This window comes from Streptomyces sp. CA-135486 (genome assembly GCF_050936555.1).
Taxonomy (GTDB): domain Bacteria; phylum Actinomycetota; class Actinomycetes; order Streptomycetales; family Streptomycetaceae; genus Streptomyces.
Genome location: NZ_JBNJMM010000002.1, coordinates 1,738,821 through 1,762,262, shown reverse-complemented (window position 1 = coordinate 1,762,262; position 23,442 = coordinate 1,738,821). Strand labels below are relative to the sequence as shown.

23 protein-coding genes are annotated in these 23,442 nt (G+C 69.3%); 7 read left to right on the top strand and 16 right to left on the bottom strand.

The genetic code is table 11. The features are described 5' to 3' along the window. Positions 1 to 175 precede the first annotated feature (175 nt). A complete protein-coding gene (locus ACQEVG_RS27450) occupies positions 176 to 1,264 on the bottom strand; it encodes a branched-chain amino acid aminotransferase (protein ID WP_432988584.1) in 1,089 nt (362 codons plus the stop codon). 231 nt (positions 1,265 to 1,495) lie between these two features. After that, entirely contained in the window at positions 1,496 to 2,539 is a 1,044-nt protein-coding gene (locus tag ACQEVG_RS27445) for a 3-isopropylmalate dehydrogenase (RefSeq protein ID WP_432988582.1), read from the bottom strand. Between the two features lie 322 nt (positions 2,540 to 2,861). Between ACQEVG_RS27445 and ACQEVG_RS27440 the strand changes: the two genes are divergently transcribed. Next, positions 2,862 to 4,448 (top strand): purple acid phosphatase family protein, encoded by a 1,587-nt coding sequence (locus ACQEVG_RS27440; RefSeq protein WP_432988580.1) that lies wholly within the window; start codon positions 2,862 to 2,864, stop codon positions 4,446 to 4,448. 22 nt (positions 4,449 to 4,470) lie between these two features. On the opposite strand, the gene ACQEVG_RS27435 is transcribed toward ACQEVG_RS27440, so the two are convergent. The 7 genes from ACQEVG_RS27435 to ACQEVG_RS27405 all read right to left on the bottom strand — a co-directional run bounded on the left by ACQEVG_RS27435 (position 4,471) and on the right by ACQEVG_RS27405 (position 9,474). Further along, complete coding sequence (locus ACQEVG_RS27435; RefSeq protein WP_326652808.1) at positions 4,471 to 4,599, bottom strand: hypothetical protein; 129 nt, start codon at positions 4,597 to 4,599, stop codon at positions 4,471 to 4,473. Between the two features lie 258 nt (positions 4,600 to 4,857). Continuing rightward, on the bottom strand, positions 4,858 to 5,019 hold the full coding sequence (locus ACQEVG_RS27430; RefSeq protein WP_432988577.1) for a hypothetical protein: 162 nt from the start codon (positions 5,017 to 5,019) through the stop codon (positions 4,858 to 4,860). Between the two features lie 46 nt (positions 5,020 to 5,065). Next, a complete protein-coding gene (locus tag ACQEVG_RS27425) occupies positions 5,066 to 6,163 on the bottom strand; it encodes a calcium-binding protein (protein ID WP_432988575.1) in 1,098 nt (365 codons plus the stop codon). A 221-nt stretch (positions 6,164 to 6,384) separates the two neighbouring features. Then, positions 6,385 to 6,927 (bottom strand): GNAT family N-acetyltransferase, encoded by a 543-nt coding sequence (locus ACQEVG_RS27420; RefSeq protein ID WP_432988573.1) that lies wholly within the window; start codon positions 6,925 to 6,927, stop codon positions 6,385 to 6,387. A 50-nt stretch (positions 6,928 to 6,977) separates the two neighbouring features. Then, positions 6,978 to 7,271, bottom strand: a complete 294-nt coding sequence (locus tag ACQEVG_RS27415) for a hypothetical protein (protein WP_432988571.1) — start codon at positions 7,269 to 7,271, stop codon at positions 6,978 to 6,980. Continuing rightward, positions 7,268 to 7,915: an RNA polymerase sigma factor gene (locus ACQEVG_RS27410; RefSeq protein ID WP_432988569.1), complete on the bottom strand. Its 648-nt coding sequence runs from the start codon at positions 7,913 to 7,915 to the stop codon at positions 7,268 to 7,270. The genes ACQEVG_RS27415 and ACQEVG_RS27410 overlap by 4 nt, the downstream gene beginning before the upstream one ends. Continuing rightward, on the bottom strand, positions 7,912 to 9,474 hold the full coding sequence (locus ACQEVG_RS27405; RefSeq protein ID WP_432988567.1) for a sodium:solute symporter family protein: 1,563 nt from the start codon (positions 9,472 to 9,474) through the stop codon (positions 7,912 to 7,914). The genes ACQEVG_RS27410 and ACQEVG_RS27405 overlap by 4 nt, the downstream gene beginning before the upstream one ends. A 170-nt stretch (positions 9,475 to 9,644) precedes the next feature. Here ACQEVG_RS27405 and ACQEVG_RS27400 point away from each other — a divergent pair, with 170 nt between their 5' ends. From ACQEVG_RS27400 to ACQEVG_RS27380, 5 genes are all read left to right on the top strand, one after another. After that, positions 9,645 to 9,869: a DUF3311 domain-containing protein gene (locus ACQEVG_RS27400; RefSeq protein ID WP_432988565.1), complete on the top strand. Its 225-nt coding sequence runs from the start codon at positions 9,645 to 9,647 to the stop codon at positions 9,867 to 9,869. Positions 9,870 to 10,004: 135 nt separating this feature from the next. After that, a complete protein-coding gene (locus ACQEVG_RS27395; RefSeq protein WP_432988563.1) occupies positions 10,005 to 12,125 on the top strand; it encodes a carbon starvation CstA family protein in 2,121 nt (706 codons plus the stop codon). Next, the gene (locus ACQEVG_RS27390; RefSeq protein ID WP_432988561.1) at positions 12,122 to 12,310 is read left to right on the top strand and encodes a YbdD/YjiX family protein; all 189 of its coding nucleotides are present in this window, start codon (positions 12,122 to 12,124) and stop codon (positions 12,308 to 12,310) included. The genes ACQEVG_RS27395 and ACQEVG_RS27390 overlap by 4 nt, the downstream gene beginning before the upstream one ends. Before the next feature lie 153 nt (positions 12,311 to 12,463). Next, positions 12,464 to 12,919, top strand: coding sequence for an SRPBCC family protein (locus ACQEVG_RS27385; RefSeq protein ID WP_432988559.1), 456 nt, complete (start codon positions 12,464 to 12,466; stop codon positions 12,917 to 12,919). Beyond that, the gene (locus ACQEVG_RS27380) at positions 12,916 to 13,272 is read left to right on the top strand and encodes an ArsR/SmtB family transcription factor (RefSeq protein WP_432988557.1); all 357 of its coding nucleotides are present in this window, start codon (positions 12,916 to 12,918) and stop codon (positions 13,270 to 13,272) included. The genes ACQEVG_RS27385 and ACQEVG_RS27380 overlap by 4 nt, the downstream gene beginning before the upstream one ends. 26 nt (positions 13,273 to 13,298) lie before the next feature. Here ACQEVG_RS27380 and ACQEVG_RS27375 read toward each other — a convergent pair whose 3' ends face one another. The 3 genes from ACQEVG_RS27375 to ACQEVG_RS27365 all read right to left on the bottom strand — a co-directional run bounded on the left by ACQEVG_RS27375 (position 13,299) and on the right by ACQEVG_RS27365 (position 16,237). Next, positions 13,299 to 13,538 carry a hypothetical protein gene (locus ACQEVG_RS27375; RefSeq protein WP_432988555.1) on the bottom strand — a complete coding sequence of 80 codons (240 nt, stop codon included), beginning with the start codon at positions 13,536 to 13,538 and terminating at the stop codon, positions 13,299 to 13,301. Positions 13,539 to 13,646: 108 nt separating this feature from the next. Then, entirely contained in the window at positions 13,647 to 15,278 is a 1,632-nt protein-coding gene (gene pruA / locus ACQEVG_RS27370) for an L-glutamate gamma-semialdehyde dehydrogenase (protein ID WP_432988553.1), read from the bottom strand. Between the two features lie 32 nt (positions 15,279 to 15,310). Beyond that, positions 15,311 to 16,237 (bottom strand): proline dehydrogenase family protein, encoded by a 927-nt coding sequence (locus tag ACQEVG_RS27365; protein WP_432988551.1) that lies wholly within the window; start codon positions 16,235 to 16,237, stop codon positions 15,311 to 15,313. Between the two features lie 174 nt (positions 16,238 to 16,411). Here ACQEVG_RS27365 and ACQEVG_RS27360 point away from each other — a divergent pair, with 174 nt between their 5' ends. Further along, a complete protein-coding gene (locus ACQEVG_RS27360; protein ID WP_432988549.1) occupies positions 16,412 to 17,743 on the top strand; it encodes a PucR family transcriptional regulator in 1,332 nt (443 codons plus the stop codon). A 145-nt stretch (positions 17,744 to 17,888) separates the two neighbouring features. Here ACQEVG_RS27360 and serA read toward each other — a convergent pair whose 3' ends face one another. The 4 genes from serA to ACQEVG_RS27340 form a co-directional block, all read right to left on the bottom strand. Beyond that, positions 17,889 to 19,481 (bottom strand): phosphoglycerate dehydrogenase, encoded by a 1,593-nt coding sequence (gene serA, locus ACQEVG_RS27355; protein WP_432988547.1) that lies wholly within the window; start codon positions 19,479 to 19,481, stop codon positions 17,889 to 17,891. Between the two features lie 255 nt (positions 19,482 to 19,736). After that, on the bottom strand, positions 19,737 to 20,738 hold the full coding sequence (ilvC, locus tag ACQEVG_RS27350) for a ketol-acid reductoisomerase (protein ID WP_432988545.1): 1,002 nt from the start codon (positions 20,736 to 20,738) through the stop codon (positions 19,737 to 19,739). A 93-nt stretch (positions 20,739 to 20,831) separates the two neighbouring features. After that, positions 20,832 to 21,356, bottom strand: a complete 525-nt coding sequence (ilvN, locus tag ACQEVG_RS27345; RefSeq protein WP_005311534.1) for an acetolactate synthase small subunit — start codon at positions 21,354 to 21,356, stop codon at positions 20,832 to 20,834. A 27-nt stretch (positions 21,357 to 21,383) separates the two neighbouring features. After that, on the bottom strand, positions 21,384 to 23,270 hold the full coding sequence (locus ACQEVG_RS27340) for an acetolactate synthase large subunit (protein ID WP_432988542.1): 1,887 nt from the start codon (positions 23,268 to 23,270) through the stop codon (positions 21,384 to 21,386). Positions 23,271 to 23,442 lie beyond the last annotated feature (172 nt).

The window sequence follows — 23,442 nt, the reverse complement described above, 5'->3', positions numbered from 1 at the left end:
AGGTTCCGTACGGTCGGGCCTGGTGGGCGGCGCGAGCTGTCTGCTGCTGGGGCTGGGGCCTGCCCGGGTGCCGGAGCGCGAGCCCGGGGCCGAAGTGGCCGTTTCCTGACCGCTCCGCCAACAGCCGGGCCCGCCCCCTGCCGTGCAGGGGGCGGGCCCGTTTACTGTCGGCAGGTCAGCCCAGCTGGTGGGTCCAGCCGTGGATGTCCTCCGCCTTGCCCGTCTGGATGTCCAGCAGCGCCTTGCGCAGCTTCATCGTGACCTCGCCCGGCTCACCACCGGACTGCTTCCAGTCGCCGCCCGCGGACTTGACCAGGCCGACCGGGGTGATGACCGCGGCCGTACCGCAGGCGAAGACCTCTTTGAGCGTGCCGTTCTCGGTGTCGTCCCGCCACTGGTCGATGGAGATCCGGGCCTCTTCGGCCTTGTAGCCGAGGTCCCTGGCGAGCTTGAGGAGCGAGTCACGGGTGATGCCGGCGAGCAGCGAGCCGGTGAGCACGGGCGTGACGATCTTGTCCTCGTACACGAAGTACAGGTTCATCCCGCCCAGTTCCTCGACCCACTTGTGCTCCACGGCGTCGAGGTAGGCGACCTGGTCGCAGCCCCGCGCGGCGGCCTCGGCCTGGGCGAGCAGGGACGCGGCGTAGTTGCCGCCGGTCTTGGCGTCGCCCATGCCGCCGGGGACGGCGCGCACCCGGTCCTCGGACAGCCAGATCGAGACCGGCTTGACGCCACCGGGGAAGTAGGCGCCCGCGGGCGAGGCGATGACGATGAAGAGGTACTCGTTGGCGGGCCGTACGCCCAGACCGACCTCGGTCGCGATCATGAACGGGCGCAGGTAGAGCGACTCCTCGCCGCCGTGCGGAGGCACCCACGCGTTGTCCTGCTGGACCAGCGCGTCACAGGCCGCGATGAACGTCTCGACCGGCAGCTCCGGCATGGCGAGCCGGCGGGCGGACCGCTGGAAGCGCTCGGCGTTGGCCTCGGGGCGGAAGGAGGTGATCGAGCCGTCGGGGCGACGGTAGGCCTTCAGGCCCTCGAAGATCTCCTGCGCGTAGTGCAGGGTCATATTGGCCGGGTCGATCGACAACGGCGCGTACGGGACGAGCTGTGCGTCGTGCCAGCCACGCCCCTCCGTCCACTTGATCGTCACCATGTGATCGGTGAAGTGGCGGCCGAATCCGGGGTTGGCCAGGATCGCCTCACGCTCCGCGTCGGACAGCGGGTGTGAGGAGGGCTTGAGCTCGATCGTGGGCGTCGTCATGAGTGCAATGTCCTTCACCGGTTGTTTGTGACGGACCGCGCTCACGCCGCTACTGGTGCTAGGACGTCCGAGCTTTCCCGCATGCCGCGGCCCACGTCCGATTATCGCTCGCGTGGCACCGTGCTAGAAACGGGGTGAATGCGGTCCAGGGATGATGGTGGCACCCGAAGGCCGCACAAGAGAAGCCGCCGGGTGCGGATGCGACCCGGCGGCTGTGTCACATCCGACGGGTCAGCCGGCTACTCGTACCGCGAGCGCGTCGCCGATTTCGTCCGTCGTACGGACCGTGGAACTGTCGCGGTCCGCGAGATCGGCGGAGACGGCCTCCTCGATGCGCGCGGCCTCGGCCTCGTAGCCGAGGTGGCGCAGCAGGAGGGCGACGGAGAGGATCGTGGCCGTCGGGTCCGCCTTGCCGGTGCCCGCAATGTCGGGCGCCGAGCCGTGGACGGGCTCGAACATCGACGGGAACGCGCCCGAAGGATTGATGTTTCCGGACGCGGCCAGGCCGATGCCGCCGGTCACGGCAGCGGCGAGGTCGGTGAGGATGTCACCGAAAAGGTTGTCGGTGACGATGACGTCGAAGCGCTCGGGCTGGGTGACGAAGAAGATCGTCGCGGCGTCGACGTGCAGATAGTCGGTGGTGACCTCGGGGTACTCCTGGCCGACGCGGTCGAAGATGTTCTTCCACATATGACCGGCGTAGACGAGGACGTTGTTCTTGTGGACCAGCGTCAGCTTCTTGCGCGGGCGGGAGTTGGCCCGCTCGTACGCGTCGCGGACAACCCGTTCGACGCCGTACGCGGTGTTGACACTGACCTCGGTGGCGATCTCGTGCTCCGTACCCGTACGGAGCGAGCCGCCATTGCCGGTGTACGGGCCCTCGGTGCCCTCGCGGACGACGACGAAGTCGATGTCGGGGCGGCCGGCCAGCGGGGTCGCGGTGTTGGCGAACAGCTTCGACGGACGCAGGTTGACGTAGTGGTCGAAGGCGAAGCGGAGCTTGAGCAGCAGCCCGCGCTCCAGCACGCCGGACGGCACGGACGGGTCGCCGATCGCGCCGAGCAGGATGGCGTCGTGGTTCTTGAGGGAGCCGAGCTCCGCGTCGGGAAGGGTCTCTCCGGTGCGGTGCCAGCGCTGGGCGCCGAGGTCGTACTCCTTGGTCTCCAGCTTCACGTCCTGAGGGAGGACGGCGGAGAGGACTTTGAGGCCCTGGGCCACGACCTCCTGGCCGATGCCGTCACCGGGGATCACTGCGAGATTGATGCTGCGAGACATGTCGGCACTCTACGCCGCGTCCCACCCCATGACACGCCGCGTCCATCATCTGGACGAGGCTCGGGTGTTTCCCCCGAATCAAGCCCCTCCGGCGATTGAGGAGCGGGGGTACGGGGGCGGAGCCCCCGCAAACCGGCCTCGCCGGCGATTGAGGCGTGGGGGTCCCCCACGCCCGCAGGGCGTAGGGGGAGGGTCCGAGGCGGAACCCCAGGGGCGGCGACCGGTCGCCAGGGTGAGCAAGTAATCCCCGCGCGGGGGAAGTTTGAACTTCGTTCACCCAAAATCCTGCGGGCAGTTGGAAGTTACTGGCAAGTTCACCCTCATGGCTGAAACCCCCCACCTCGGCATCCCCGAACAACTCGCCCGCCGCATGAGCATGCCCGAGCAGCACGAATATCTGCGCGCCAAGCACGCCCGCCCCAAACTGTCCCGGCGCGGCGCGCTGGCCGGTGGGCTCGCGGCCGGAGTCGCGGGTGGCGGTGGGCTGTTGGTCGGGCGCGCGTCCGCCGCGAGTGCGGCCTCCACCGAGCTCGCCACCGCCCCGGCAACCGCGGTCGTCGACGGCTCGCTGGTCGCGCCGTTCGGGCGGCATCTCGCCTTCGGAGCCGACCCGAAGACGCAGATGCGGATCTCCTGGCAGGTGCCCTTCGCGGTGAAGAAGCCGTATCTGCGTGTGGGAGTGAAACCCTGGGAGCTGAGCCGGAAGATCGACGCCGAGGTGCGCGATCTGCACACGCCCTCGCTGGCCAGGAAGCCCGCGGTCGACCAGTACTACCTGCATGTGGGTCTGGACGGGCTGAAGCCGGGGACGACGTACTACTACGGGGTCGGCCACGACGGCTTCGACCCGGCGTCGCCGGAGCGGATGTGCACGGTCGGCTCGTTCCGTACGGCTCCCGCCAAGCCCGAGACCTTTGTCTTTACCGCATTCGGAGACCAGGGCGTGAGCTATCACGCCCTCGCCAACGATCAGTTGATCCTGGGTCAGAACCCGGCCTTCCATCTGCACGCGGGCGACATCTGCTACGCGGACAGCAGCGGGCAGGGCAAGGACTCGGACACCTACGACGCGCGGGTGTGGGACCAGTTCCTGGCGCAGACGGAGAGCGTGGCGTCGCGGGTGCCGTGGATGGTGACCACGGGCAATCACGACATGGAGGCGTGGTACTCGCCGAACGGCTACGGCGGCCAGTCGGCCCGCTGGTCGCTGCCCGAGAACGGACCGGACGCCAAGAACGCCCCGGGCGTCTACTCGTTCACGTACGGCAATGTCGGCGTGGTGGCGCTGGACGCCAATGACGTCTCGTACGAGATCCCCGCCAACAAGGGCTACACGGACGGAAAGCAGACCGCCTGGCTGGACAAGCGGCTCGGCGAGCTGCGGGCGCAGCCCGGCATCGACTTCGTGGTGGTCTTCTTCCACCACTGCATGTACTCGACGGCGACCCACGCCTCGGACGGCGGGGTGCGCGACGCCTGGCTGCCGCTGTTCACCAAGCACCAGGTCGATCTGGTGATCAACGGCCACAACCACGTCTACGAGCGGACGGACGCGATCAAGGGCGGCGAGGTCGGCAAGCCGGTGCCGATCGGGGCGTCCACCGACCCGACGCGGGACGGCATCGTGTATGTCACGGCCGGCGGCGCGGGCAAGGATCTCTACAGCTTCGGGCCGGGGGTCAAGGACAGCTACGAGGGCAATGTCCATGACCACGACACCATCGTGACCTTCCACTGGACCAAGCTGCGGCTGCCCGACCCGGACGCCGTGGAGTGGTCACGGGTGCGTTACCCCGGCTTCTCCTTCCTCGCGGTGGAGGCGGAGTCCGGTACGGCGCCGAAACTGAAGGTCTCCGCGCTCGCCGAAAGCGGGCAGCGCATCGACTACTTCGAGGTGAAGCGGTCCTGAAGATCCCGTAGGTCCTGAAGGTCTAGTGGCCGGTCGAGCCGCCGTTGTCCCTGCGGTCGAGGGCTCGCTGCAGGGCGGCGGCGGCGTTCTTGCGGTCGGACTCGCTCGTACGGGAGGAGTGGCGGACGCGGCGGGCGGTCTCAGCGGGCATGGTGATCGACTCCTTGAGATCACAGAGATTTCGAAGGCGCCGGAGGGGCGGGGAGCGGTGCCGCAGGGGTTGCCTGCGATGGTGCACTGGCTCACGGCCGCCATTCGCTGGATCGAGCGAGACGTTCGGCTTCTACAAAGCTAGGACAGGTACGCGCTTCTGTCTCCACAGTTACTCGGACTTCCTACTATCTGAGACAGCGATCACCTCAATGTCTCCGGGAGGGGGCTCTGAGCTCGCGGATCAGTGCCCGGACGGCTACGGTGCGGGCCGGCTCAGGGTGGTGACATGGCCGACGGAGCGCGTGGGGCGGTCCGGCGCGGGTGGCAGCAGATGGAGGGTGGCGCTGCGGAACGCCGCGATGCGCAGCCCGGAAGAGCTGCCCGCGGCCCGGCGCAAGCAGCTCTTCCTGATCGGCATTCACCCGATCTTGACAGGCGTCGCAATGGCGGGCCGGCTCGGGCGGTCAGACCTCGCAGTTGATCTCCAGGTCCGCGCCCGCTTCGCCGTCACAGTCGTCCGTATCGGCATTGCCGTTGAGGAAATCTCCCATGGGGCCGCCCCTGAGGATGTCGTCGCCGGTTCCGCCGTCGATCGCGTCGGTCCCGCCCGCGGCGCCGACGGTCTGCGAGTTCTGGTCGACGTTGTCACCGAACAGGATGTCGTTCCCGCCGCGCCCGAAGATCAGGTCGTTCCCGGCGGTCGCTCCGGTGGCATTTCCCAGCGCGCTGTCGCCGACGATGAGGAACTCGCCCCCGCTGCCCCCCACGATCCGGTCGTTGCCGGAGCCGATCGCCGTGCCCCCGGAGGCGTTGTGGTCGCCGACCGCGACCGTTCCGCCGTCCTGGCCGAGGTCGATGACGTCGTCACCGCCGCTCCCGCTCGCATTGCCGACGATGGCGGTGCTGTCCCCCGTCGCATCGCCGAGTTCCCCGGGGCCTTCCAGCAGTACGTCGTCGCCGGCTCCCGAGGCGTCGTAGAAGCCGAGCGCGTCTCCGTAGAGACCGTCGTTTCCGTCGCCGCCTTCGAGACGGTCCCCCGCACCGCCGGAGGCGTAGTCGCCTCTGCTGTCGCCGACCAGGCCGTCGTCCCCGGGCCCGCCGTACAGCGCGTCGGCGGCCGCCCCGTCGGCCGTGCCCTGCACGGCGTAGTTGTCGCCCACCAGACTGTCGCTGCCGGCTCCGCCGATGAGACGGTCCTTCCCCGTGGCTCCGGTCGCGTCTCCGGTGTAGCTGTAGCCGTCGCCGATCACCCCGTCGTCGCCGTCGCCGCCGTCGATCGAGTCATCGCCCGGCCCGCCGATCAGACGGTCGTCGCCGCCCAGACCGCAGATCAGGTCGATGCCGCCGAGGCCGTCGATGACGTCATCGCCCGGAGTACCGATGATCACATCAGGTCCCGGCGTCCCGGTCGTGGTCGTGGCCGGGGCGCCGAAACACAGCGGCGTCTGAGCGTCGGCCTCGCCCGCTCCCACTCCGACGAGGGCGGCGGCCGCGAGGACGTTGGCGCAACAGATCAGGAGGGCCCGGTGGCCAGGTCTCGGTCGAAGGTGCTTGTGCTGCATTGCTGCTCCATGGGTCTGGTCGTGAGCACGGGCGCGTGATCACTTCCAGCCCCGGGTGCCCGGACAGCACCGCCGCTCGGGTTTTCATCCGTTCAGTCACGGCTTTCGCGTCAGCCACGGCGGCTCGGCCACACGGCGTACGGCTGCATCCCTCGCAGTTCAACAGCAATTCACGGATCTCTCCCGGCACGGCTGTGGACCGCCGGGCTAGGTGTATTGACCTAGAGCACGTCGCCGTCGCGCCAGTCGAAGAGCAGCGCGGCAGGCGGCCTCGGGAGCGGGCGGGCAGCGGCAGGCCGCAGATAGGTGGAGCCCTCCTCGTCCGGAAGATGCACGACCCCGTCCGGTCCGAGCCCCTCGATCCGGCCCCGCCACAGCCGCCAGCCGCGCGCCCGGTACAACTCGGCCCCGTCGTCGGACGCGGAGAGCGCGCCGAACTCGTACGCCCCGTCGATCACTTGCTCCAGGGCGTCCAGCACCCGGCCGGCCAGTCCGCGCCGCCGCCGGTCGGCACGTACGGCCACGGCCTCGACGTAGCCGATCCGCAGCGAGCGGCCCCGGTGGATCACCCGGCGCTGGATCACGCTGCCGTGTGCGACGAGCTCCCCGTCCTCGTACACCAGCGCATGGACGCCGCCGAGCCCGTGGTCGAAGTCCTCGTCGCTGAAGTCGCCGTCGAACGCGTCCGTCAGCAGCGTGCGGATCTGGAGGAGTTCGGCGGGGCTGAGCTCGAAGGTGTGGGCGGTGCGGGCCGACTCGGTCATGCTCGGCATCCTCCCAGGCCCGTCCCTGCTGGTCCGTCCGTATCACGCACTCATGGCTGCCCGGCAAGTCCGTCCGATGAGGCGATCGGGCTGTGGGCGCCGCTGAAGATCGCGCCGGTGCCGGAGGGCGTTTGGTTGAGGACCCAGAGGCCGATCAGTACGGCGAGAGCGAAGACGACCGTGATGAGGACCGCGAGGACCAGACGGCGCCTGCGTTCCCGGCGGAGCCAGCCGCCGCGAGCGGTGCGATAGGCGTCGGGGGCGGGTTCCACCTGGCCGGCGAGGGCTTCGAGGGCCTCACGAAGCTGCTTCTCGGCACCGGGGGTGCCTGGGGTGCTGCTCATCGCCGTGCCTCCATCGCCTGGGTGAGAGCGGCCAGGCCGCGCGCGGTGTGGGTCTTGACCGATCCTGCCGAAATGCCCATTGCCGCGGCTATCTCGCTTTCCTTGAGACCGAGCCAGTGGCGCAGCACAAGGGCTTCGCGCTGCCGGGCGGGCAATTGCTGGAGGGCGCCCACCAGCACCCGCTGGTCGTCACGGAGCAGGGCCGAGTTCTCCGCCGAGGCGACCAGGTCGGCCGGCGGGGCCTCGGCGTGCCGGCGGGCGACCTGGAGATGGCGTATCCGCATTCGGGTCAGATTGCAGACGGTGGAGCGCAGATACGCCTCCGCGGACTCGGCATCGCGGAGCTTCCGCCACTTCCGGTAGATCTGGTAGTAGGCCTCGGCCACGATGTTCTCGGGATCGTCGGCGCCCAGCAGCGCGGCGAGGCGGAGCATCGAGGCATAGTGCTGGTCGAAGAGTTGGGCGACGGCCGCCTCCCGCTCCCGTTCGACCGGATCGGCCGAAACCGGCGCAGCAGCCGGTGCCGACACAGGAGCCGGAGCGGCTGTCCGGCGGGACGAGGCCGCGTCTTCGGCCGCGCGGCCGTTCACCACCGGTGCTCCCGGGGGCGGCGGGACAGCAGTGGGTCTGATGGTGCGTCTCATGCGCTGCTCGCTCCCGTGCCGGGCCGGTTCCTGGCTGTCGGGCCAGGGGCCAGTGTGGTGGAGTCCGTACCTCGGGGTGTGCCGATTCGGTCCAGTACCGCGGTACCGGCCAGCGCGACCGCCAGGTTGAGGATCAGGGCGGCCAGCCCCGCGTAGATCTCCGGGGAATGACCGGGCAGGCCGAGCGGAACGACGGGCGAGAAGCCCTCTCGTACGACCATGACCGTGCCGAACACCATCCCGGCGGCCCATCCGGCGAGCAGCGCCCGATGGTGCAACCGGCGGGTGAACAGCCCGATGGCCACCGCGGGGAAGATCTGGAGGATCCAGACGCCGCCGAGGAGCTGGAGATTGATGGCGTCCTGGTCCCTCAGTCCGAAGACGAACGCGACCGCTCCCGCCTTCGCGGTGAGGGAGACCGCCTTGGCTGTCCGCACCTGACGCTTGGGGGTTGCGGTGGGGTGGAAGTACTCGGCGTACACATTGCGTACGAACGAGGTCGCCGCCGCGATCGACATGACGGCGGCCGGTACCAGCGCCCCCACGGTGATCGCGCCGAAGACCAGACCTGCCAGCGGCGCCGGCATGACGCGGTCCACCAGGATGGGGACCGCGGCCTCGGCACCGCCCTCGGGTGCCCGTACGCCCGAGGCGAGCGCCGCGATGCCGAGCAGCCCGAAGAGGGCGAGCACGGCGGTCCAGGCCGGCAGGGCGACGGCGACCCGGCGCAGGACGCGCGGACCGGAGGCGGCGAAGGCGGCCGTGAGGACGTGCGGGTACATCAGCAGAGCCAGCGCCGAGCCCAGGGCAAGCGTGGCGAAGGCCGGCTGCTGGTCAGGGGCGAGGACGAGGGAGGCGCTGCCCGCGTCCGGACCGGAGAGCCTGCGGGCGGCCTCATCGAAGACCGCCCCGGGTCCGCCCAGCCTGGCCAGGACGAGCCAGCTGACGGCGAGTACCGACCCGAAGACCGCCACGCCCTTGAGCGCCGAGATGACGGTGGGCGCACGCAGACCGTGCCGGTAGGTCGCGACCGCGAGACCGGCGAAGATCGCGGCCATCGCCAGATCACCGGTGGCGGCACTCGGGTAGAGGCCGCCCGCGGTGAGCACGGCGCGGATGCCCAGGAGCTGCAGGGCGAGGTACGGCATGGTGGCGAGGATGCCGGTGAGCGCGACCACCAGGGCCAGCGGCGCCGAACCGTAGCGTCCGCGCACGAAGTCGGCGGCGGTGACATAGCCGTGGTCCCGCGCCACGCTCCACATCCGGGGCAGCAGTACGAAGGCGAGCGGGCAGACGATCACGGTGTAGGGGAGGGCGAAGAAGGCGGGTGCCCCGTTGCCGTACACCAGGCCGGGTACGGCGGCGAAGGTGTACGCGGTGAAGATGGTGCCGCCCAGCAGCAACCAGGTCCAGACGGTGCCGAGGCTCCGGTCGGCCAGCGCCCAGCCTTCCAGGGAGGGCAGGTCGTCGTTGGCGTGCAGGCGGCGGGCGGTGACGGCGAGCAGGGACGCACCACCGATGACGGCGAGGAACGCCGCGGCCATGGGGCCTTCAGTCATCGGTCACCGTCCTTGGTGTCCTGGGAGTGCGCGAGCCCTGTCGCATACGAGTTGCGCGGAGGGCCGGCTGCGATGACAGGAAATCAGGGAAATCTCATCGAAATTTGCTGTCAACCCAATCGCGGACGCGAGCAACTCTTGCACAGACCGACAGGAACGAGGAGGGCACTGTGGTATGGATCGCGCTCCCTCACCACGTCCGGCGCCGGGTCGCGGCCGGTGTCTGCCTCGTCGCTCCCGTCGTCGCGCTGTTCTGGGTGCCCTGGTACGCGCAGGACCGGCCGCAGCTGGCCGGGGTGCCGTTCTTCTACTGGTACCAGCTGGCCTGGGTGCCGGGCTGCAGTCTCGCCCTCCTCGCGGCGTATCTGCTGACCCGGCGTCCGCCCAAACCCTGAGCTCCCACCCCTTCACCCGGCACCCCTGACCCTTCACCTCTGACCTTTCACTCCTGACCCTTCACCTCTGACCTTTCACTCCTGACCCTTCACTCCTGACCCTTCACTCCTGATCCGCCGAGCCGAGGATCCGCCATGCCCAAAAACACCCACGTACGTCCGAAATCGATTGTTCTGTGGACCTGTATCGCCCTCCTCGGCGCCGGCGCCTGGGGCGTGGTGGCCCTGGCCCGGGGCGAGGAGATCTCCGCCGTATGGCTGGTGGTCGCGGCCCTGGGTTCGTATGCCATCGCCTACCGCTTCTACTCACGCTTCATCGCCCGGCGCGTGCTGAAGCTCGACGACAGCCGGGCCACCCCCGCCGAGCGGCTCGAGGACGGGGTCGACTTCCAGCCGACCGACCGCCGGGTCCTGCTGGGCCATCACTTCGCGGCGATCGCCGGGGCCGGCCCGCTGGTCGGTCCGGTGCTGGCGGCCCAGATGGGATATCTGCCCGGGACCATCTGGATCGTCGTCGGGGTGATCTTCGCCGGAGCCGTGCAGGACATGGTGGTGCTGTTCCTGTCCATGCGCCGGGACGGCAAGAGCCTGGGTCAGATGGCCCGCGAGGAGATCGGCAAGGTGGGCGGGGCAGCCGCCCTGATCGCTGTCTTCGTCATCATGATCATCCTGCTGGGCGTACTGGCGCTGGTCGTGGTCAACGCCCTCGCCCACTCCCCGTGGGGCACCTTCTCGGTCGCCATGACCATCCCCATCGCCCTCTTCATGGGCTTCTACCTGCACATTCTGCGCCCGGGACGGGTGACCGAGACCAGCCTGATCGGCGTCGCACTGCTGCTCCTCGCCATCGTCGGCGGCGGCTGGGTCGAGAACTCCTCGCTCGCGGACGCCTTCACCTGGAGCCCCACGACCCTCGTCTTCTGCTTGGCCGGCTATGGATTCGTGGCCTCCGTCCTGCCGGTGTGGATGCTGCTGGCGCCGCGCGACTACCTCTCCACCTTTATGAAGATCGGCACCATCACGCTGCTCGCGGCCGGCGTACTGGTGGCCGCGCCCAAGCTGCGGGCCGATGCGGTGAGCGACTTCGCCGGCTCCGGCACCGGGCCGGTCTTCGCAGGCTCCCTCTTCCCGTTCCTGTTCATCACCATCGCCTGCGGCGCACTGTCCGGCTTCCACTCCCTGGTCGCCTCCGGAACCACCCCGAAGCTGATCCAGAAGGAGTCCCAGGTCCGGATGATCGGCTACGGCGCGATGCTCATGGAGTCCTTCGTCGCCGTCATGGCCCTGATCGCCGCTGCCGTCCTCGACCCGGGGCTGTACTACGCGATGAACGCCCCCGCGGGGCTGCTCGGCACCACCGTCGATTCCGCCTCCCAGGCGGTGGCCGGCCTCGGCTTCACGATCTCCCCCGACCAACTGACCGCCGCCGCCAAGGCGGTGGAGGAACAGACGCTGATCGCCCGCTCCGGCGGGGCGCCCACCCTGGCGGTCGGCATGTCGGAGATCTTCTCCGGGGTCTTCGGCGGTCACGCGATGAAGGCCTTCTGGTACCACTTCGCGATCATGTTCGAGGCGCTGTTCATCCTCACCACGGTCGACGCGGGCACCCGGGTGGGCCGCTTCATGCTCCAGGACATGCTCGGCAACGTCTGGAAGCCGATCGGCCGGGTCAACTGGAAGCCGGGTATCTGGATCACCAGCGCGCTGGTCGTGGCCGCCTGGGGCTACTTCCTCTACACCGGCGCCACCGACCCGCTCGGCGGGATCAACCAGCTTTTCCCGCTCTTCGGCATCGCCAACCAGCTGCTTGCCGCCGTCGCCCTCACCGTCTGCACCACCGTACTGGTCAAGTCCGGACGGCTGCGCCGGGCCTGGGTCACGGCCGTCCCGCTGGCCTGGGTGGTCGCGGTCACGTTCACCGCGGGCTGGCAGAAGATCTTCTCCGCCGACCCTCGCGTCGGCTTCTTCGCCCAGCGGGCCCGCTACGCCGACGGCATCGACGCAGGCACCGTCCTTCCGCCCGCCAAGACCATGGACGACATGCATACCGTGGTCACCAACTCCACCGTCGACGGCGTTCTCATCGTCGTCTTCCTCCTGCTGGTCGTGACCGTGATCGCCAACGCGGCCGTGGTGTGCTCCCGCGCTCTGCGCTCGCCGGCCCCGCTGCCGACGACGGAAGCGCCGTACGTCGCCTCGCAGATCGACGTACTGGTGCCAGAACCCCGTAAGGCGCTGGCTGGGGCCAGCGAATGACGCTCCGTCACCTGCTGACCGGACTGCGCCTGTACGTACGGGAGTTCACCGGCGAGGCGGCGTACGACCGCTACTGCGAACGGCACCGCCGCCACCATCCGCACGCCCCTGTCCCGACCCGCCGGGAGTACGAGCACATGCGCACCCGGCACCGCGAGGCCAACCCGAGCAGTCGCTGCTGCTGACCGAACCGGGGTGCCGTGCCGCCGTACCGGCACGGCACTCCCGCCGGACGACCCGCGGCCGCTGGCGCAACCGAGTGGTTGCACATTTCGGCCGGGACGTGCAACCATTGAGTAGCACGTTGCACTTCCTCGTCGAACAGGAGGCTCACCCTCATGAGCAAGGACCGCATCGAACGGGAAATCACCATCGCCGCGCCAGTGGAGCGCGTCTGGGCGGTGCTCACCGAGCCGGAGCACGTCGGCTCCTGGTTCGGACAGGGCAGGCCGACGCCGGTCGACCTGCGCCCGGGCGGGACCATGGAGCTGGATCACGGCCAGTACGGCCAGTTCCCCACCACGATCGTGAAGGTCGACCCGCCGCACCACTTCTCGTACCGCTGGGCAAGCGCCTTCCCCGGGGAGCAGGCGGTCGAGGGCAATTCCACCCTGGTGGAATTCACCCTCACCCCGGACGGCGACGGCACGCACCTGCGCGTGGTGGAGACCGGCTTCGCCGCACTCGCCATCCCCGAGGACAGGATCGACACCGCCGGGTACGACAGCCACTCGGCCGGCTGGACCGAGGTGGTCGGCAACTTCCGGAAGTACGCGGAGCAGCTGGCGGCATGACGGCGGACGCAGACCAGGAGGCCGTGACGGAGGTCCTGTCCGCGCTCGCGGACCCGACCCGCCGCCGGCTGCTCGACGCCCTCGCCGCGCACGGCGAGGCAACAGCGACGGTCCTGGCCACAGAGCTGCCGGTCAGCCGGCAGGCAATCGTCAAGCACCTCGCGGTCCTCACCCGGGCAGGCCTTGTGGCCGGTCACAGGGAGGGCCGCGAGGCGCGCTACAGGGTGCTGCCCGCGCGCCTCGGCGTCACCGCGCGGTGGATGGAACGGGTCGCGTCGGAGTGGGACACCAGGCTCGCGGCGATCAAGAGCCTCGCCGAGGCCGAGCCGGACGACAGCGACACCGACGGCTAGGCAGGGGGCCGGATCTGCAGGCAGGGTTACGCCGACACCCTCTGTTGCAGCTCTCGCGCCACCCGCGCAATCCACTCGCCGAACTCCTGCCGATGATGCACCTGCCCCCCGCACAAGGCGCTGACCTGCGCATCGGTGAGCCGATTCGGCCCGTCCACCGTCAGCAGTCCGCTCATCTCCTGCAAGACACCCGCCAGTCGGACGGCGTCGGTGTGCTCGATCGCGTCGACCCCGTGCCCGCCGCCGATCGTCGTGGAACCAGGCATCACGATCTCCTTTCGGCATCCCTCTTTGCAGCGTAGACCCGCCGAATGGAGTCCGCCCCCGTCCGGCTTGGGGGCCGGACGGGGGCGGAGTCTGTGGGGGCCGAAGCGTCAGCCCATGTGCGGGTAGCCGTAGTCCGTCGGCGGAACCAGCGTCTCCTTGATCGCGCGGGTCAGCGTCCAGCGCATCAGGTTCTGCGGGGCGCCCGCCTTGTCGTTCGTACCGGAGGCGCGGCCGCCGCCGAACGGCTGCTGGCCGACCACCGCGCCGGTCGACTTGTCGTTGATGTAGAAGTTGCCCGCGGCGTACCGCAGCTTCTCCATCGTGTACGCCGCCGCCGCACGGTCGTTCGCGATGACCGCGCCGGTCAGGGCGTACGCCGACGCCGACTCCATCTGCTCCAGCATGGCGTCGTACTGGTCGTCCTCGTAAACGTGGATCGCGAGGAACGGGCCGAAGTACTCGGTCGTGAAGACCTCGTTGGCCGGGTCCGCGCACTCGACGACGGTCGGGCGGACGAAGTAGCCGACCGAGTCGTCGTAGCTTCCGCCCGCGACGATCGTGCAGGTCGGGTCCTGCTTCGCACGGTCGATCGCGGCCTTGTTCTTGGCGAAGGCACGCTCGTCGATCACGGCGCCGATGAAGTTCGACAGGTCCGTGACGTCGCCCATCTTGATCCCGTCGACCTCGGCCGCGAACTCCTCCTTGAAGCCGGAGTTCCAGATCGAGGCGGGGATGTACGCACGCGAGGAGGCCGAACACTTCTGGCCCTGGTACTCGAAGGAGCCACGGGTCAGCGCGGTCTTCAGCACGGCGCGGTCGGCGCTCGGGTGGGCGACGACGAAGTCCTTGCCGCCCGTCTCACCGACGATGCGCGGGTAGGACCGGTACTTCTCGATGTTGTTGCCGACCGTCTTCCACAGGTGCTGGAAGGTCTTGGTCGAGCCGGTGAAGTGGATGCCGGCCAGGTCGGGGTGGTTCAGCGCCACCTCGGAGACGGCGATGCCGTCGCCCGTCACCAGGTTGATGACGCCCTTGGGCAGGCCCGCCTCCTCCAGGAGCTGCATCAGCAGCACGGCGGCGTGCGTCTGCGTCGGGGACGGCTTCCACACGACGACATTGCCCATCAGGGCGGGAGCCGTCGGCAGGTTGCCGGCGATCGCGGTGAAGTTGAACGGCGTGATCGCGTAGACGAAGCCCTCGAGCGGGCGGTGGTCCAGACGGTTCCACACACCCGGCGAGTTGGCGACCGGCTGCTCGGCGAGCAGGTCGCGGGCGTACTTGACGTTGAAGCGCCAGAAGTCGACAAGCTCGCAGGGGGTGTCGATCTCGGCCTGCTGCACGGTCTTCGACTGACCGAGCATGGTGGAGGCGGCGAGCGTCTCGCGCCACGGGCCGGCCAGCAGTTCGGCCGCGCGCAGGATGATCGCGGCGCGGTCGTCGAAGGACATCGCGCGCCATGCGGGCGCGGCGGCCAGCGCGGCGTCGATCGCGTCCTGCGCGTCCTGCTGGGTCGCTCCGGCGAAGGTGCCGATCACGGCCTTGTGGTTGTGCGGCTGTACGACGGCGACGCGCTCGCCGCCGCCCATCCGCTTCACACCGCCGATCGTCATCGGCAGCTCGATCGGGTTGTCGGCCAGCTCCTTGAGCTTGGCCTCCAGGCGGGCGCGCTCGGGCGAACCGGGGGCGTAGCCGTGCACCGGCTCGTTGACCGGGGCGGGGACCTGGGTCACAGCGTCCATGAGTTCCGTAACTCCTTTGTGAGGGGTGGGGCTCAGCCCTTGGTGATCATCGACCGGACGAAGAACAGCAGGTTCGCGGGCTTCTCGGCGAGACGGCGCATGAAGTAGCCGTACCAGTCGGTGCCATAAGCGGTGTAGACGCGCATCCGGTGACCCTCGGCCGCGAGCCGGACATGCTCGTCGCCGCGGATCCCGTACAGCATCTGGAACTCGTACTCATCCAGTTTGCGCCCGGCGCGGCGGGCGAGCTCCTGAGTGATGGAGATGAGGCGCGGGTCGTGGGACCCGATCATCGGGTAGCCGTCGCCCTCCATCAGGATCTTCAGGATGCGGACGTAGGCCTTGTCGATCTCCGCCTTGTCCTGGTACGCGACGGTGGCGGGCTCCTTGTACGCGCCCTTCACGATGCGTACGCGGCTGCCGGCCGCGGCGAGGCGGCGTGCGTCGTCCTGGGTGCGGAAGAGATACGCCTGGATCACACAGCCTGTCTGTGGGAAGTCCTGCCGCAGCTCCTCGTGGATGGCGAACATCGAGTCGAGGGTGGTGTGGTCCTCCGCGTCCAGCGTGACGGTGGTGCCGATCGCGGCGGCCGCCTCGACGACGGGACGGACGTTGGCGAGCGCCAGTTCGTGGCCGCCGTCCAGGGACTGGCCGAACATCGACAGCTTGACGGACATCTCGGCCTTGGTGCCGAGGCCCAGATCCTTGAGGTGGTCGATCAGCTGAAGGTAGGCGTCGCGCGCGGCGCCGGCCTGCTCGGGCGTCGTGATGTCCTCGCCCACCACGTCCAGGGTGACCTCGAGGCCCTTGCCCACGGTCTCCTCGACGATCGGGATGACCTGCTCGACCGTCTCACCGGCGATGAACCGGGCGACGACCTGCTTGGTCCCCGGGGCTGCCGAGACAAAGCGGCGCATCTTGTCGCTGCGCGACGCGGCGAGGATCACGGGACCCAGCACGGGCACCTCCACGGAAACAGGGGTTGAGGGAGGCCGCACCCGAACGAATCGGGAACGGCGCGAAGAACCACCGTGAAACCTAAGGATCGCTTTGATCCTGGGCCATCGACAGCTGTCACGCATCCGTGGTCCGGATCTCAGACATATGTCTGAAGAGGGTGCGAGAATGTCCGGATGAAGGGCGATTACCAGGAACTGGTCGACGAAATCTCCGCGCTGCTTGCCGTCCCCGCGACGCTGGAGAACCGCGACTTCGGCCTGATCGCCTTCGCGCACGACAGCGGCAGCGAATTCGACGAAACCACCCTGGACCCGGTCAGGACGCGATCGATCCTGACCCGGAAGTCCACGCCCGCGGTCCGCGCCTGGTTCGAGGGCTTCGGCATCGCGCGCGCGACCGGCCCGGTCCGCATCCCGGCGGCCCCGGACGCGGGGGTCTTCCGGGACCGGATCTGTCTTCCCGTACGCCACCGGGGCATCGTGCTCGGTTACGTATGGCTGCTCGACGCGACGCCGGGTCCCACGGAGGAACAGCTCGCGGCGGCGATGGAGGTGACGGCGAGGATCGGCACGCTGCTGGCGGACGAGGAACGGGCGGGGGCGGACCTGTCCCGTGAGTTCCGCGCGGTGCTGACGGCGGAGGGCGGCTGGCAGTACGACATGGCGGTGTCGGCGCTGCGGGCCGCACTGGGGGGCGGGGAGGCGGACGGCCTGCACGCGGTGGTGTGCGTGACACCGTGGACGGAGGCGGACGCACCGTCGTCCCGCTCCCTGCCGGGTACGGCGGCGCTGTGCACGGTGCGGCTGGGAGCGGGCATGCACCCCGTCGCCGGTACGGCCGCCGATGCAGCCCGGGCTGGCGAGTCCGAAGGCGCCGGGACCGCTTCGGGCACCCGGGCGAACGGCCCGGCAGGCGACGGCACTCGGGCCGGACAGCCTGGCGGCGGTCCGAGGGGCGCGGCGAGCATCACCCCCGCCGCGGACGGCGCACCGGACACCTACGCGCTTGCCGTACTCGTCCGGCTCCGGTCGGCCGATGCCCTCTCCCCCGTCCTCACCGCCGCGGACCGGCTCCGCGACTCCGCGGCCGCGGGCCGGGCGGCAGCCGGGGTCGCCGTCCCCCGCCGCGGTCTCGCCGAGCTCAACACCGCCTGGCTGGAGGCGACTTCAGCCGCGCGGGCCGCCCAGGCCCAGCCCAAGCTCGGCCCGGTCGCCCAGTGGGCGGACATCGGTCCGTACCGCATGCTGACCGCGCTGCCCGAGGACACCGCGCACGACCCTGTCGTTCGCGAGCTGCTGGACCTCTCGCATGCCGAACTGGCCCGTACCGCAGAGGTGTTCCTCGACTGCGCGGGCCAGGCGAGCCGCACGGCTGCGGCGCTCGGCATCCACCGGCAGACGCTCTACTACCGCCTCTCGCGGGTGGAGCAGCTCACCGGCCTCGATCTCGCGGAGGGCGAGGACAGGCTGCTGCTGCACATGGCGCTGAAGGCGGCGCGGCTGTAGCCGCCGCGTCCGATCAACCCGCGGTCAGGCCGGACTTGTCAGGCCGACGCGTCAGGCCTGGCTCTCGAGAATCGCGCCACGGACCCCGGCAACGCGAAAGGGCCCGGCTCACCCACAGTGAGCCGGGCCCTTCGAGATGTACGGATCAGTCCGTCAGGTTCACCGTACGGGCCGACGCGGCGCCGATCTCGTCCGCGATCTCCGACAGCACCTGCGGCGGCACCGTGTCGTCCACGGTCAGCACGACAACCGCCTCGCCGCCCTCCTCCGAACGCGAGACCTGCATGCCCGCGATGTTCAGTCCGGCCTCGCCGAGGATCCGGCCGACCGTGCCGACGACGCCGGGGCGGTCCTCGTAGCGCAGCACGACCATGTGGTCGGCGAGCGCCAGGTCGATGTCGTAGTCGCCGATCGCGACGATCTTCTGGAGGTGCTTGGGGCCGGCCAGCGTGCCGGAGACCGCGACCTCCTCGCCGCCCGAGAGCGTGCCGCGGACCGTGACGACATTGCGGTGGTCCGGCGACTCCGAGCTCGTCGTCAGCCGCACCTCGACACCGCGCTCCTGCGCGAACAGCGGGGCGTTGACGTACGACACGGTCTCGTCGACGACATCCTCGAACACGCCCTTGAGCGCGGACAGTTCGAGCACCTTGACGTCGTGCTGGGTGATCTCGCCGTACACCTCGACATCGAGCCTGACCGCGACCTCGCCCGCCAGCGCGGTGAAGATCCGGCCGAGCTTCTCGGCGAGCGGCAGACCGGGTCGTACGTCCTCGGCGATGACGCCGCCCTGGACATTGACCGCGTCCGGCACCAGCTCACCGGCGAGCGCGAGACGCACGGAACGCGCGACGGCGATGCCCGCCTTCTCCTGCGCCTCGTCCGTGGACGCGCCGAGGTGCGGGGTGCAGACGACCTGGTCAAGCTCGAACAATGCGGAGTCCGTGCACGGCTCCTTCGCGTACACATCGAGGCCCGCGCCCGCGACCCGGCCCTCCTTGAGCGCCGAGAACAGCGCCTCCTCGTCGACGATCCCGCCGCGCGCGGCGTTGACGATGCGGACGGTCGGCTTGACCTTGTGCAGCGCCTCGTCGCCGATGAGGCCGAGCGTCTCGGGGGTCTTCGGCAGATGGACGGTGATGAAGTCGGAGACCTCGAGCAGCTCGTCGAGCGAGAGCAGCTTGACGCCCATCTGCGCGGCGCGCGCGGGCTGGACGTAGGGGTCGTACGCGACGATCTTCATCCCGAAGGCGGACATCCGCTGGGCGACCAGGACACCGATCCGGCCGAGGCCGACGACGCCGAGGGTCTTCTCGCTCAGCTCGACGCCGGTGTACTTGGAGCGCTTCCACTCGCCGTTCTTCAGGGCGGTGTTGGCCTGCGGGATGTTGCGCGCGGTGGCAACGAGCAGACCGCACGCGAGCTCGGCGGCGGTGACGATGTTCGACGTGGGGGCGTTGACGACCATCACGCCGGCCTTGGTGGCGGCGGAGACGTCGACGTTGTCCAGACCGACTCCCGCGCGGGCGACGACACGCAGCTTCTTCGCCGCGGCGATGGCCTCGGCGTCGACCTTGGTGGCGGAGCGTACGAGGATCGCGTCGACATCGGCGATGGCGGGGAGCAGCTCCGCGCGGTCGGCGCCGTTGCAGTGCCGGATCTCGAAGTCCGGGCCCAGCGCGTCGACGGTGGCGGGCGACAGCTCTTCAGCGATGAGTACGACAGGTTTCGAGCTCACGTGAGTCCTCACTAGTCCAGTGCGGACGGCCGTCCCGACGGCCGCAGGCGGTGGAGGGGGCTAGCCGCGTGGAAGACGCACGACACTGTGGGCCTGACGCGTATGTGTTGAGCAGTGTAGTGGTGCCGTGGGATGCGTCTTGCGCCTCCGAGGCAGGATCACCCGTCCGTGGCTGGACAGAGTGGAGAAGCGCTGGAGCGCGGCGAGAACAGCTGGCGGGGGGCCGGGACGCTGTTGTCCCGGCCCCCTGCGGGCTTACGCCTCCTCGTTGTCCACCCAGCTCATGAGCTTGCGGAGCTCCTTGCCGGTGGTCTCGAGCAGGTGGTTCTCGTCCTGCGTCTTGTACTCGTTGTACTTCTTCAGACCGCCGTGGTACTCGTCCATCCAGTTCTTGGCGAACGTGCCGTCCTGGATCTCGGCGAGGACCTTCTTCATCTCGGCCTTGGTCTGGTCCGTGATGATGCGGGGGCCGGTGACGTAGTCGCCCCACTCGGCGGTCTCGGAGACCGACCAGCGCATCTTCTCCAGGCCGCCCTCGTACATGAGGTCCACGATCAGCTTCAGCTCGTGGAGGCACTCGAAGTACGCGATCTCCGGCTGGTAGCCGGCCTCGACCAGCGTCTCGAAGCCCGCCTTGACCAGCGCGGACGTACCACCACAGAGGACGGCCTGCTCGCCGAAGAGGTCGGTCTCGGTCTCCTCGGTGAAGGTCGTCTTGATGACGCCCGCCCGGGTGCCGCCGATGGCCTTGGCGTACGAGAGCGCCAGCGCGAAGGCACTGCCGGTCGCGTCCTGCTCGACGGCGGCGATCGCGGGGACGCCGCGGCCCTCCTCGTACTGGCGGCGGACCAGGTGGCCGGGGCCCTTCGGGGCGACCAGGGCCACGTCGACACCGGCCGGCGCCTTGATGAAGCCGAAGCGGACGTTGAAGCCATGGGCGAAGAACAGCGCGTCGCCGTCCTTCAGATTGCCCTTGATGGACTCCTCGTAGACCTGGGCCTGGATCGGGTCCGGGATGAGGATCATGATGACGTCGGCCTCGGCCGCGGCCTCGGCGGGGGTCACCACGCGCAGGCCCTGCTCCTCGGCCTTGGCCTTGGACTTGGAGCCCTCGTGCAGACCGACGCGGACGTCGACACCCGAGTCACGGAGCGACAGCGCGTGGGCGTGGCCCTGGCTGCCGTAGCCGATGACCGCGACCTTGCGGTTCTGGATGATGGACAGGTCGGCGTCGTCGTCGTAGAACAGCTCGGCCACTGGGATATCTCCTTGGAGTGCTGGTGTTACGTCCCACCGTACGGCGGGGAGGGACGGGGACGTTTCGGGGTCTCGCCAGGCGAAACGCTCCGGCTATGCGGAACGGTCCAGGGCCCGCAGGGACCGGTCCGTGATGGACCGGGCGCCGCGCCCTATGGCGATCGTGCCGGACTGGACGAGCTCCTTGATGCCGAACTGCTCCAGCATCTTGAGCATCGCCTCCAGCTTGTCACTCGAACCGGTGGCCTCGATGGTGACCGCCTCGGGCGAGACGTCCACGGTCTTGGCGCGGAACAGCTGAACGATCTCGACGATCTGGGAGCGGGTCTCGTTGTCCGCGCGGACCTTCACCAGCACCAGTTCGCGCTGGATCGCGCCGCCGGGCTCGAGCTCGACGATCTTCAGAACGTTGACCAGCTTGTTGAGCTGCTTGGTCACCTGCTCCAGCGGCAGGTCCTCGACATTGACCACGATCGTGATGCGGGAGATGTCGGGGTGCTCGGTCACACCGACGGCGAGCGAGTCGATGTTGAAGCCGCGACGGGAAAACAGTGCGGCGATCCTGGCGAGGATGCCCGGCGTGTTCTCGACCAGGACGGAGAGCGTGTGCTTGGACATGGTGCGTCGTACCTCTTCCTACTGCTCTCAGTCGTCTTCGTTGTCGCCGAAGTCGGGGCGGACGCCGCGCGCCGCCATGACCTCGTCGTTGGAGGTTCCTGCGGCGACCATCGGCCAGACCTGGGCGTCCTCGTGGACGATGAAGTCGATCACGACCGGGCGGTCGTTGATCGCGTTGGCCTCGGCGATGACCTTGTCGAGGTCGTCCGGGGACTCACAGCGGATCGCGTGGCAGCCCATGGCCTCCGACAGCTTGACGAAGTCCGGGACCCGGGTGCCCTGGCGCGCCGAGGTGCTCGCGCCGACCTGGGAGCCCGCCACGTGGTGACCCGTGTCGTCGGCGTGCAGGACGGTGCTGGAGTAGCGCTGGTTGTAGAAGAGGGTCTGCCACTGGCGGACCATCCCCAGCGCGCCGTTGTTGATGATCGCGACCTTGATCGGGATGTTGTTCAGGGCGCAGGTGGTGAGCTCCTGATTTGTCATCTGGAAACAGCCGTCGCCGTCGATCGCCCAGACCGTGTGGTCCGGCTTGCCGGCCTTGGCACCCATCGCGGCCGGGATCGCGTATCCCATCGTTCCGGCGCCGCCGGAGTTCAGCCAGGTCGCGGGCTTCTCGTACTGGATGAAGTGCGCGGCCCACATCTGGTGCTGGCCGACGCCCGCGGTGTAGATGGTGCCCTCGGGGGCGAGCTCGCCGATGCGCTGGATGACCTGCTGCGGCGAGAGACTGCCGTCGTTCGGCTGGTCGTAGCCGAGCGGGTAGGTCTCGCGCCAGCGGTTGAGGTCCTTCCACCAGGTGCTGTAGTCGCCGGCGTGTCCGTCGCTGTGCTCGGCCTGGACGGCCTGCACCAGGTCGGCGATGACTTCGCGGGCGTCACCGACGATCGGGACGTCCGCGGTGCGGTTCTTGCCGATCTCGGCCGGGTCGATGTCGGCGTGGACGATCTTGGCGAACGGCGCGAAGCTGTCCAGCTTGCCGGTGACACGGTCGTCGAAGCGGGCTCCGAGGGCGACGATCAGGTCGGCCTTCTGCAGCGCGGTGACGGCGGTGACCGAACCGTGCATGCCCGGCATTCCCACGTGCAGCGGGTGGCTGTCGGGGAATGCGCCGAGCGCCATCAGGGTGGTGGTGACGGGCGCTCCGGTGAGTTCTGCGAGGACCTTCAGCTCGGCGGTGGCACCGGCCTTGAGGACGCCGCCGCCGACGTACAGGACGGGGCGCCGGGCCTGGACGATCAGCTTGGCGGCCTCGCGGATCTGCTTGGCGTGCGGCTTGGTCACCGGGCGGTATCCGGGCAGGTCCTGCTGCGGCGGCCAGCTGAAGGTGGTCTGCGCCTGGAGTGCGTCCTTGGCGATGTCGACCAGGACCGGTCCCGGGCGGCCGGTCGAGGCGATGTGGAAGGCCTCGGCGATGGTGCGCGGGATGTCGTCGGCCTTGGTGACCAGGAAGTTGTGCTTGGTGATCGGCATCGTGATGCCGCAGATGTCCGCCTCCTGGAAGGCGTCGGTGCCGATGGCCTTGGAGGCCACCTGGCCGGTGATCGCGACCAGCGGCACCGAGTCCATGTGCGCGTCGGCGATCGGGGTGACCAGGTTGGTGGCGCCGGGGCCCGAGGTGGCCATGCAGACGCCGACCTTGCCGGTGGCCTGCGCGTAGCCGGTGGCCGCGTGGCCGGCGCCCTGCTCGTGGCGGACCAGGACGTGACGGACCTTGGTGGAGTCCATCATCGGGTCGTACGCGGGGAGGATGGCACCGCCAGGGATCCCGAAGACCGTGTCGGCCCCTACTTCCTCGAGAGAACGGATGAGGGACTGCGCGCCCGTGACGTGCTCAACTGCAGCGGTGTGGTGTCCGCCGTTACGGGCCCGCGGCTGCGGATGGTGGGCCCCGGTGGCCTGCTCGGTCATCGGCATTCTCTTCTCGAAGCTGAGGGTTTTTGCGAGGGTTTGGGGTGTTCCAGTGCAACAAAAAACCCCTCGTGCCGTGAGGCAAGCGAGGGGAGCGCGTCGGGATGGGTCCGCAGGGTCTTCGGGGACCCTGCTCAGCCGACGCGCTTTCCAAGTACGAGAATTCGGGTGCGCATGG